Origin of the sequence: Protofrankia sp. Cj3, assembly GCF_917627355.1 — a bacterium.
Classification (GTDB): domain Bacteria; phylum Actinomycetota; class Actinomycetes; order Frankiales; family Frankiaceae; genus Protofrankia.
Genome location: NZ_CAKJTR010000010.1, coordinates 7,541 through 18,251 on the forward strand (window position 1 = coordinate 7,541; position 10,711 = coordinate 18,251).

The 10,711-nt window shown below is 68.3% G+C and carries 8 protein-coding genes; 7 read left to right on the forward strand and 1 reads right to left on the reverse strand.

What is annotated here, in order from left to right:
- The first annotated feature begins 269 nt into the window (after positions 1-269).
- The 5 genes from dnaK to clpB all read left to right on the forward strand — a co-directional run bounded on the left by dnaK (position 270) and on the right by clpB (position 7,653).
- Positions 270-2,105 carry a molecular chaperone DnaK gene (gene dnaK, locus MJ783_RS02520; RefSeq protein ID WP_239308277.1) on the forward strand — a complete coding sequence of 612 codons (1,836 nt, stop codon included), beginning with the start codon at positions 270-272 and terminating at the stop codon, positions 2,103-2,105.
- Entirely contained in the window at positions 2,102-2,806 is a 705-nt protein-coding gene (grpE, locus tag MJ783_RS02525) for a nucleotide exchange factor GrpE (RefSeq protein ID WP_370651416.1), read from the forward strand. The genes dnaK and grpE overlap by 4 nt, the downstream gene beginning before the upstream one ends.
- A 79-nt stretch (positions 2,807-2,885) precedes the next feature.
- Positions 2,886-4,067, forward strand: coding sequence for a molecular chaperone DnaJ (gene dnaJ, locus MJ783_RS02530; RefSeq protein ID WP_239308278.1), 1,182 nt, complete (start codon positions 2,886-2,888; stop codon positions 4,065-4,067).
- On the forward strand, positions 4,064-4,552 hold the full coding sequence (locus MJ783_RS02535; protein WP_239308279.1) for a heat shock protein transcriptional repressor HspR: 489 nt from the start codon (positions 4,064-4,066) through the stop codon (positions 4,550-4,552). The genes dnaJ and MJ783_RS02535 overlap by 4 nt, the downstream gene beginning before the upstream one ends.
- Before the next feature lie 494 nt (positions 4,553-5,046).
- Positions 5,047-7,653 carry an ATP-dependent chaperone ClpB gene (gene clpB / locus MJ783_RS02540; RefSeq protein ID WP_239308280.1) on the forward strand — a complete coding sequence of 869 codons (2,607 nt, stop codon included), beginning with the start codon at positions 5,047-5,049 and terminating at the stop codon, positions 7,651-7,653.
- A gap of 179 nt (positions 7,654-7,832) precedes the next feature.
- Here clpB and MJ783_RS02545 read toward each other — a convergent pair whose 3' ends face one another.
- The gene (locus tag MJ783_RS02545) at positions 7,833-8,705 is read right to left on the reverse strand and encodes an HNH endonuclease signature motif containing protein (RefSeq protein WP_239380678.1); all 873 of its coding nucleotides are present in this window, start codon (positions 8,703-8,705) and stop codon (positions 7,833-7,835) included.
- A 126-nt stretch (positions 8,706-8,831) separates the two neighbouring features.
- Between MJ783_RS02545 and MJ783_RS02550 the strand changes: the two genes are divergently transcribed.
- Positions 8,832-9,668, forward strand: coding sequence for a polysaccharide deacetylase family protein (locus tag MJ783_RS02550; RefSeq protein WP_239308281.1), 837 nt, complete (start codon positions 8,832-8,834; stop codon positions 9,666-9,668).
- A gap of 46 nt (positions 9,669-9,714) precedes the next feature.
- A complete protein-coding gene (locus tag MJ783_RS02555) occupies positions 9,715-10,674 on the forward strand; it encodes a pseudouridine-5'-phosphate glycosidase (protein ID WP_239308282.1) in 960 nt (319 codons plus the stop codon).
- The last annotated feature ends 37 nt before the right edge of the window (positions 10,675-10,711 follow it).

The following is a 10,711-nucleotide window of genomic DNA, read 5'->3' on the forward strand; positions in this document are numbered from 1 at the left end:
GGGCTCTGGCATGCCCCGGGCTCTGGCATGCCCTGGGGCCTGGCATGCCCCGGGCTATCGCGCATCCCGCGGCCGACGGCTGAGTGCCACAGCCTTCGGGGAACAGAATCCCTCTCAACAACCTTGAGCTCCGTAGGCTCATGTTTGACGGTGACTGGTCTATCATTAGATTCTGAGTCAGCAGGGCTCAACTACTACACGAGCGGTCCCGGTCGGGCTCCCACGAGAACGGAGCAGCCGGGCCGTCCTGATCCGAGAGGCACACAGACATGGCACGAGCGGTCGGTATCGACCTCGGCACCACGAACTCCGTTGTGAGCGTGCTCGAGGGCGGCGAACCCACGGTGATCGCCAATGCCGAGGGCTCCCGGACGACTCCGTCCGTCGTCGCCTTCGCCAAGAACGGTGAGGTCCTGGTTGGCGAGGTCGCGAAACGGCAGGCGGTCACGAACGTCGAGCGGACCATCCGGTCGGTCAAGCGCCACATGGGCACCGACTGGAAGATGAAGGTCGACACCAAGGACTTCACCCCGCAGCAGATCAGCGCGTTCATCCTCCAGAAGCTCAAGCGGGATGCCGAGTCCTACCTCGGTGAGACCGTGGCCGACGCCGTCATCACCGTGCCCGCCTACTTCGACGACGCCCAGCGCCAGGCGACCACCGAGGCGGGCACCATCGCCGGTCTCAACGTCCTGCGCATCGTGAACGAGCCCACCGCCGCCGCCCTCGCCTACGGGCTGGACAAGGGCGAGAAGGAACAGACCATTCTGGTCTTCGACCTCGGTGGCGGCACCTTCGACGTGTCCCTGCTGGAGATCGGCGACGGGGTCGTCGAGGTGAAGTCGACCTCCGGTGACACCCACCTCGGTGGTGACGACTGGGACCAGCGCGTCACCGACCACCTGATCAAAACGTTCTCCGGTCAGCACGGTGTCGACCTCGGCAAGGACAAGATGGCCCTGCAGCGCCTGCGGGAAGCCGCCGAGAAGGCAAAGATCGAACTGTCGCAGTCCACCCAGACCAGCATCAACCTGCCCTACATCACCGCTTCGGCCGAGGGCCCGCTGCACCTGGACGTCACTCTGACCCGTTCGGAGTTCCAGCGGATGACGTCCGATCTGATCGACCGCTGCAAGCACCCCTTCCAGCAGGCCGTCAAGGACGCCGGGGTCAAGGTCTCCGACATCGACCACGTCGTGCTCGTCGGCGGATCCACCCGGATGCCGGCCGTGGTCGACCTGGTGCGCGAGCTGACCGGCGGCAAGGAGCCGAACAAGGGCGTCAACCCCGACGAGGTCGTCGCCGTGGGCGCCTCGCTGCAGGCCGGTGTCCTCAAGGGCGAGGTCAAGGACGTCCTGTTGCTCGACGTCACCCCGCTCTCCCTCGGTATCGAGACCAAGGGCGGCATCATGACCAAGCTCATCGAGCGGAACACCACCATCCCGACCAAGCGGTCGGAGATCTTCACCACCGCTGAGGACAGTCAGCCATCCGTGCAGATCCAGGTCTTCCAGGGTGAGCGCGAGATGGCCTCCTACAACAAGAAGCTCGGCATGTTCGAGCTCACCGGGCTGCCGCCGGCGCCGCGGGGCATCCCGCAGATCGAGGTCACCTTTGACATCGACGCCAATGGCATCGTCCATGTCTCCGCGAAGGACCTCGGCACCGGCAAGGAGCAGTCGATGACGATCACCGGCGGCTCGGCGCTGCCCCGGGATGACATCGACAAGATGGTCCGCGACGCCGAGCAGTACGCCGAGGAGGACCGCAAGCGCCGCGAGGAGGCTGAGACCCGCAACCAGGGTGAGACCCTCGTGTACTCCACCGAACGCTTCCTGGCCGAAAACGGCGACAAGATCGACGCCGCGATCAAGAGCGATGTGGAGGAGAAGCTGTCCACGCTGCGCGCGGCGGTCGGCGGTACCGACATCGCGGCCATTCGCGAGTCCACCGCCGAACTCGCGAAGGCCAGTTCGGCGATGGGCCAGTCGCTCTACGCGGATGCGCAGAGCGCGGCGGCTTCGGGCGCGGGTGGCGCATCCGGTCCGGGCACGGACGACGATGTCGTGGATGCCGAGATAGTGGATGAGGAGGACAAGAAGTGACCTCGGCTCATGGGGATGACTGGACGCTCGGCATGTCCACGCCGGACGAGCCTGTGATCGTCCGGGACAGACGCCGTATTGATCCCGAGAGCGGGCAGGTACGGGAAGAGGCCAGCCGGGTGGAGACGAAGGCCACGGGCGGCGGCACCGCCACCGCGACAGCCAGCTCCACAGCCGAGGACGGGCTGCTGGAACCCCTGCGTAAGCAGGTGGCCGAACGTACCGCCGACCTCCAGCGGCTCAAGGCCGAGTTCGACAACTACCGCCGACGGGTCGAACGGGACCGCCAGGTCATGGCCGAGCAGGCGACGGGAAAGCTGCTGACGGCCCTGCTGCCCACCCTCGACGACATCGGCCGGGCACGCGACCACGGTGATCTGGAGGGCCCGTTCAAGGCCGTCGCCGAGTCGCTGGAAAGCGCGCTGGAGACCGCCGGGCTCGAGCGGTTCGGCGTCCAGGGGGACGAGTTCGACCCCCTGGTCCACGACGCTCTCATGCACACCTACTCCTCGCAGGTGACCTGGTCGACCTGTGTGGACGTCTTCCGTGCCGGCTATCGTCACGCCGGCCGGGTGCTGCGGCCAGCACAGGTCTCAGTCGCCGAACCGGCGCCGGACGCCGAGACCGCTCAGGGCATGGCGGACCTGCCGGTGGAGAGCACGCCGAGCGCGGAAGGCGGCGCGGCGGAAGCCGTCGAGTAGTCGATGTCATTCGACCTTTTGCCAGGAAAAATCAGCCTCAAGCGTCCATACGCGACATGATGGTGAAAGGAGGGGCGCCGTGAGTGTTCGTGACATGGTCGAAAAGGATTACTACGCCGCTCTCGGCGTCCCCAAGGACGCCTCGGCGACCGACATCAAGAAGGCCTACCGCCGGCTTGCCCTTGAGCTGCATCCGGATAAGAATCCCGATGACCCGAAGGCTGAGGCCCGCTTCAAGGAGATTTCCGAGGCCTACGACGTCCTGTCGGACGAAACCCGGCGCAGGGAGTACGACGAGGCGCGAGCGCTGTTCACCGCGGGTAACACCAGTGGTCATCCCGCTGGTGGTTACGGCTACCAACCGGGCGGCTTCAGATCCGGCGGATCCGGCGCGTTCAACCTCGATGACCTGCTGGGTGGGGCAGGCGCAGGCCCCGGTCCCGGGCTCGGAGGCCTGTTCGACAACCTGTTCCAAAGGCCACCGACAGGCCGTGGCCCCCGCCGTGGCGGCGACATCGCGGCTGAAGTCACGATCCCGTTCGAGAAGGCTCTGACGGGGCTTGAAGCCACTGTCCGGCTGCCAGGCGCGGCGACCTGCGTTACCTGCGCGGGATGCGGTGCCCGTCCGGGTACGACGCCACGGACCTGCCCAACCTGCCGGGGCCTGGGCGTGGTGTCCCGCTCCCAGGGTGGGTTCGCGCTGTCGGAGCCGTGCCGCGACTGCATCGGCAAGGGGACGATTATTGATTCGCCGTGCCCAAGCTGTCTGGGCACGGGCCGGCGGGAGCGCGAGCAGCGCATCCGCATCCCGCCAGGCGTCGCGGACGGTCAACGGCTTCGGGTTCGGGGCCGCGGCTCCCCGGGTGAGCGCGGCGGGCAGTCCGGCGACCTCGAGGTAACCGTCCACGTGCTCGCCCATCCGGTCTTCGGCCGCGAGGGCCACAACCTGACGATCACCTTGCCGGTGACCTTCACGGAGGCCGCGCTGGGCGCGTCGGTGAAGGTGCCGACGATCGACGGTGCTCCGCTGACGGTGAAGGTGCCGTCCGGCACGTCGAGCGGGCGGCGCCTGCGAGTACGTGGGCGTGGGGTGCCGCGGGGCGGCAACGGCCACGGCGACCTCATCGTGACCGTTGAAGTAACCGTGCCACGGCCCGCCGACCTGTCCCCGAAGGCCCGTACCGCGCTGCAGGAGTTCGCGCACGCCCATCCCGAAGATCCACGTACGTCGCTGATGGCACAGATGGAGGGCCGGCTATGAAACCACGGCCGAGCCGCACGGCCGATCCGCCGCTACTGCCAGCTGATCGGCCGGCAGCAGCCAGATCCGGGCCAGGGCCCGCGCATGACGACGACACACCCGTGTATGTGATCTCTATTGCCGCGCAGCTGGCCGGCATGCATCCGCAGACGCTGCGGGCCTACGACCGGTTGGGGCTCGTTACTCCGGGGCGAACATCCGGACGCGGCCGGCGATACTCCGTCCGGGACGTCGCCATGCTGCGGGAGGTACAGCGGCTTTCCCAGGAGGAGGGCATCAACCTACAGGGAATCCGCCGGATCCTGGACCTGGGCAGCCAGGTGATGATCTTGAAAGATCAAATCCGGCAGCTCACCGAGGAACTGGCGCTGGCCCACGCTGAGGCCGAACGCAGGGTGGCCGATGCGCACAGGAGCCACCGACGGGATCTCGTGCCGATCGACCGCGGCGCGATCGTGGTCTGGCGGCCGGGCCCGCACCGCTAGACCCGCTGTCAGGCCCGCCGTCCAGGCCCGCCGTCCAGACCCGCCGTCCAGACCCGCATTGCCAGGCCTGTTCCGCGCGGCCTGCGCACCACCCCCATGATTACCGGCTCAGGTTCGCCCGCATCCACCCGTGGCACTTCAAACCTACGGCGTGTTGCGGAAGTCGTCGTTCGATCAGGGAGCCGCAGCCAAGGGCCGCCCGGACGCGGCGAGCCGAACAGTTAACCGTCGAAATACGCCCTACGAGCGACCGGCAACAGGACTATCCGGCTCGCGCCGTCCGGGCGGCGCCTCGCGCCGCCGTCATCGGCCGACGCCCAGCACCTCCAGCGACTCCCCGCACCGCCTGGCGATCCATCCACCCGGACGCCGCTCACTGATCGAACGCCCTATCCTCGAGCACCCTCAGTCGAAACGACTCTAAGTCGAAACGACTCAACTATTCTGAGCGTCACCGAAGACGGAACACACAAAACGATCATTCTAGGACTCCCATGAACGCTGACCGGCTCACCGCCCGCTCCCAGGAAGCACTCTCCTCCGCAGTCAGCCGCGCCACCGGCGACGGCTCGCCGCTCGTCGACCCGCTTCATCTGCTGGTAGCCGTCCTGAGCCAGCCGAACGGGGTGGCGATCGACCTGCTCGACGCCATCGAGGCCCCGCTCGCCCAGGTACGCGCCCGCGCGGAAGCGGCGGTCAGCCGGCTGCCACACGCCACCGGCGCCAGCGTCTCCCCGCCGCAACTGTCCCGGCAGCTCATCACCGTCCTCGACAACGCCGAGCGGCAGGCGAATCGGCTCGATGACGAATACACCTCGGTCGAGCACCTGTTGGTCGCGCTCGCGGAGGAGGGCGGCGAGGCCTCCCGGGTGCTGACCGAGTTCGGGGCGACGGCCGAGACCCTGCGCGGAGCCTTCGACACCGTCCGCGGCGGTGTCCACCGCGTGACCAGCCGCGATCCCGAGGGCGCCTACCGGGCGCTGGAGAAGTTCTCCGTCGACCTGACCGAGCAGGCGCGGGCCGGCAAACTCGACCCGGTTATCGGCCGCGACGCCGAGATCCGACGGGTTGTGCAGGTCCTGTCCAGGCGGACGAAGAACAACCCGGTCCTCATCGGCGAACCGGGCGTCGGCAAGACCGCGATCGTCGAAGGCCTCGCGCTGCGGGTCGTCGCCGGTGATGTTCCGGAGTCCTTGCGCGACCGGCGCATCGTCTCGCTCGACCTCGGGTCGATGGTTGCCGGGTCGAAACTGCGGGGCGAGTTCGAGGAGCGGCTGCGGGCCGTCCTCAACGAGATCCGCTCCGCCGAAGGCCGGCTCATCACGTTCATCGACGAGCTGCACACGGTGGTCGGTGCCGGCGCCGCCGAAGGTTCCATGGACGCCGGCAACATGCTCAAGCCCATGCTCGCCCGCGGCGAGCTGCGCATGATTGGCGCGACAACCCTCAACGAGTACCGCACCCGTATCGAGAAGGACCCAGCCCTGGAGCGCCGGTTCCAGCCGGTTCTGGTCGGCGAGCCGTCGACGGAGGACACCATCGGCATCCTGCGCGGGCTCAAGGAACGCTACGAGGTGCACCACGGTGTTCGCATCACCGACGCGGCCCTCGTCGCCGCCGCCACGCTGTCCGACCGGTACGTCAGCGGGCGCTTCCTGCCTGACAAGGCCATCGACCTTGTGGACGAGGCCGCGTCCCGGCTCCGGATGGAGATCGACAGCCGGCCGGTGGCCATCGACGAGCTGGAGCGGGCCGTCCGGCGCCTGGAGATCGAGGAGATGGCTCTGGCCAAGGAGAACGACAAGGCATCCAAGGACCGTCTCGGCCGCCTCCAGCGCGAACTCACCGAGAAGCGGACGGAGCTGTCCAGCCTGACCGCTCGCTGGCAGCGGGAGAAGAGCTCCATCGTCGAGGTCCAGAAGGTCAAGGAGGAGCTGGAGAACGCCAAGCGGGCCATTGAGGTCGCCGAACGCGACCTTGACCTGGCCAAGGCCGGCGAGCTGCGCTACGGCACGATCCCCACCCTGGAGAAACGGCTCGCCGCGGCAACCGACGCGCTGCCCGGCGCGGACGAGGCAGACGGCGCAATGCTGAAGGAGGAGGTCGGCCCGGACGATGTGGCCGAGGTCGTCGCCTCCTGGACAGGAATTCCCGCCGGCCGGCTGCTGGAGGGTGAAAGCGCCAAACTGCTTCGGATGGAGGACGAACTACACAGGCGTGTCATCGGTCAGCGGGCCGCGGTACGTGCTGTTTCCGATGCCGTGCGCCGTGCCCGTGCCGGCATCTCCGACCCGGACCGGCCGACCGGCTCTTTTCTCTTCCTCGGCCCTACCGGGGTCGGCAAGACCGAGCTGGCGAAGGCGCTCGCGGACTTTCTGTTCGACGACGAACGCGCGGTGGTGCGCATCGACATGAGCGAGTACGCCGAGAAGCACTCGGTGGCGCGGCTTATCGGCGCGCCACCCGGCTACATCGGATTCGAGTCGGGCGGGCAGCTCACCGAGACGATCCGCCGCCGCCCGTACAGTGTGATCCTGTTGGATGAGATCGAGAAGGCGCATCCAGACGTTTTCGACATCCTCCTGCAGGTGCTCGACGACGGGCGTCTCACCGACGGTCAGGGCCGGACGGTCGACTTCCGCAGCACGATCGTGGTACTGACGTCCAACCTTGGGTCGCAATTCATCGCGGATCCAACTCTGTCGCCACAGGTGCGGCATGATTCCGTGATGGTCGTCGTCCAGGAGGCGTTCAAGCCCGAGTTCCTCAACCGGCTCGACGATGTCCTGGTCTTTGACCAGCTTGACCGCGACGACCTGGCCCGCATCGTCGACCTCCAGCTTGACCTGCTGCGAGCCCGGCTCACCGACCGGCGGATCACGCTGACGGTCACCGACGCGGCACGTGCCTGGCTGGCCGACGCCGGCTTCGACCCGGTTTTCGGGGCCCGCCCGCTGCGGCGGCTGGTGCAGACCTCGATCGGAGACTCGCTGGCCCGGGAGCTGCTCGCCGGCACCGTACGGGACGGCGACGAGGTTGTCGTGGAGGTCGACCCGAACCGCCGTGGTCTCCAGGTCCACCCCGCGGTGCATACCGGATGATCGGTTCGGACTACGGCGTGTTTCGGAAGTCGTCGTTCGATCAGGAAGGCGCGTCCAGGTGGTTCCTGGCAAGGCCGCAGGCCACACCGATACCGGATGAGTTGTACCGGTGTGGCCGAGAACGCAGCCAGAGGCCGCCTGGACGTGGCGAGCCGGACAGATGGCTTTCGAAACACGCCCTAGGGCTCACTGTCGGCGTCGGCTCTCCGGATCCGCCAGGTGCCGATGTCGTCACGGTAGAGGGTCTCGCCTTCCTCATGGAGCCTGCGATGATGCCGCCCGCATTGCAGAACAAGATTGTCGAGTTCAGTCGGCCCCCCGTCGATCCAATGCACGAGATGATGACCGTCGCAGAACGACGGCGGCCGGTCACAGCCCGGGTAGACGCATCCGCCGTCGCGGAGCTCCAACGCGCGATGCTGCGCGGCAGAGACTGTGGGAGCCTCCCGGCTGAGATCGAAAATTTTGCTTTCGCCCCAGGTCAGCAGATGACTGACTCGTGCGTCGCACGCGATCCGGCGGATGGCGGCAGGAGTGATCGGCCATCCGCCGGTGAAACCAGCACGGACGGTGAGCCTGGTGGGAAACTCCGGCGGACGGACCGCCGCTGCCGCACGCGCGGGGACGGCAGAAGGGTCCGAGCCGGCTTCTGAGGCCGCCGAGGTTGCTGCCCGCACCGGCGGTAGCAACGCCGCGACCTCGACTACAGCGGTCAGCTGCGGTCGATGGCCATGCACCTGCGAAAGATCCGCCTGGCCCAGATAATGTCGGGCGATTTCGACCAGGGCGTCCGCCCGACGCTGATCCTTGGAGCGCGTATCGTCTGCCGCGGGCGCTCCTCCCATAGCCGCGTCCAAGGCCGCGGTGACAGTCTCCCCTCCTTCGGCGTCGAGCTGGCCCCGCAGGAACATCTTGCCCTCGAGCGAGGACGACACGGTCAACGCACACGCCCGATGAGCGCCGTTCCGATCTCCGCTCACGGCGTCAGGATCAGAGAGCGGATCGAACCGAGCCGCCATACCCCGCCGTGCGGGCAGATCAGCCAACCGCATACCAGCCACCCCTTCCGCCCCAAAGGAAGTCGAACTCACGTTCGAAGCATAGCCGAAGCGAAGAGCACGATCAACCCCGCGAAACGCGCGATGGGGCTGGCCCAGCACCGGCGGTAAGGTGCTGCGGTGTGCTTTTCCGGTTCATCGACTCGGCGCGGCCTGTTCGCGGGTGCGGCGCTGGTGCTTGCCGGATGCGCAGCTGGCGGCCGTACCAGCGGTGGCACCGGCAACGGCGGTGGTGACAGCGGCCGCGGCGCCGAGCCATCGGTGAGCACGCCGCCAACGGCCACCGCGGGAGTTGTCCCGCCGCCGGCGGGTGCCGCCGCGGCAACCTCCTCCACGCCGTCCGCCGGAGGCGGCCCGGCGACCGAACTGGTACGCGCGAGCTCAGGCCGTCCGGAGGTGGCGCTGACGTTCCACACCAACGGCGACATCGCTCTGGTCGACGGGCTCCTCGCCGCTGTGGCCCAGGCCCAAGTGCCGATCACCTGCATGTTCGTGTGCAACTGGCTGGAGCGGTACCCGGACTACGCCCGCCGCGTCCGGGACGCCGGACACGAAATCGGAAACCACACGTACACCCATCTCGCCGATCTTGACCGACAGAGCGCTTCCGTGGTGCGCTCGGAGGTGGAGCGCTCGCAGGAGATCATGGAGCGAGTGACCGGCGGGCCGGGGGACTACTTCCGGCCCTCAGCGATGCACCATGCCACCCCGACGGTGCTCGCCGAGGCTGGCCGGGCCGGTTACGCGCACTGCCTGTCCTACGATGTGGATCCGCTCGACTACACCGACCCCGGCGCCGACGCGGTGGTCACGCGCACACTTGCGGCGGTGCGGCCCGGCTCGGTGGTGAGCCTGCACTTCGGGCATGCGGGCACGATCCCCGCCCTGCCTCGAATCATCACCGGTCTTGGGCAGAAGGGGCTACGCCCGGTGACAGTACACGATCTTTTCGCCTGACCTCGGCCAGGCAGTCTCATAGCGCCGCGATGGATAGTGTCGGGCGATGCGAGGGCTCGCGGTTGCCGACGAGGTCCGGGTGGCGCTGGACGCGGGGCGGCCGGTGGTCGCGCTGGAGTCGACACTGATCGCCCACGGCCTGCCGCGTCCCCGTAACCGGGAGGTCGCGGCCGAGCTGGAAACGCTGCTGCGCGACCGCGGAGTGACGCCGGCCACCATCGCCGTGATCGACGGGACACCCACCGTTGGCCTGTGCCCGGATGCGCTCAGCGCAATCGCGGAGGCCTCGGATGTGGCGAAGCTGTCCGTCCGGGACCTGCCCGTCGCCTCCGCGTTGCACCGCACCGGCGCGACCACGGTCGCCGCCACGTCGCTGCTCGCCGCCCGCGCCGGCATCCGCGTGTTCGCCACCGGCGGGCTCGGCGGGGCGCACCGTGGCTGGGCCGACAGCGCGGACGAATCCGCGGACCTGGTCACGCTGGCCCGTACCCCGATCACCGTGATCTGCGCGGGGGTGAAGTCGATCCTGGACGTCGGCGCGACGCTCGAACGGCTGGAAACCCTCGGCGTGACCCTGCTCGGGTGGCGAACGAACAGCTTCCCCGGTTTTTACCTGTCCCGGACGGAGTTCGCTGTCGACTGGCGGGTGGAGGACGCGCGGCAGGTCGCCGCCGTCATGGCCGATGCCGACACGCTCGGCCTGCGCTCTGCCGTGGTCGTCGCCAATCCTGTGCCCGAGGCCGAGCAGCTCGACCATGACCTGCATGACCGGGTCCTCGCTGAGGCGCTGGCCGGGGCGGCCCGGCGGGGCCTGCGTGGGAAGGCCGTCACCCCGTTCCTGCTGGAGACGTTCCACCGCGAAACGGCCGGCGCCAGCCTGGAGACGAACATCGCCGTCGTCCGCAACAACGTGACCGTCGCCGCCGGCATCGCCACCGCCTGGGCCGCCGAAGCTGGAGCTCCGGGTGTCAGTGGAGCTCCGGGTGTCAATGGAGCCGCGGGCTGATGGGGCAGGGCCGCGAGCTGGATGAGGCCGTGGGCTG

What these genes read in the sequence shown, in the direction of transcription:
- clpB (WP_239308280.1), top strand. Translation starts at nt 5,047, where the DNA reads ATGAACGCTGACCGGCTCACCGCCCGCTCCCAGGAAGCACTCTCCTCC.
- dnaK (WP_239308277.1), top strand. Translation starts at nt 270, where the DNA reads ATGGCACGAGCGGTCGGTATCGACCTCGGCACCACGAACTCCGTTGTG.
- MJ783_RS02555 (WP_239308282.1), top strand. Translation starts at nt 9,715, where the DNA reads ATGCGAGGGCTCGCGGTTGCCGACGAGGTCCGGGTGGCGCTGGACGCG.
- MJ783_RS02545 (WP_239380678.1), bottom strand. Translation starts at nt 8,705, where the DNA reads ATGCGGTTGGCTGATCTGCCCGCACGGCGGGGTATGGCGGCTCGGTTC.
- MJ783_RS02535 (WP_239308279.1), top strand. Translation starts at nt 4,064, where the DNA reads ATGAAACCACGGCCGAGCCGCACGGCCGATCCGCCGCTACTGCCAGCT.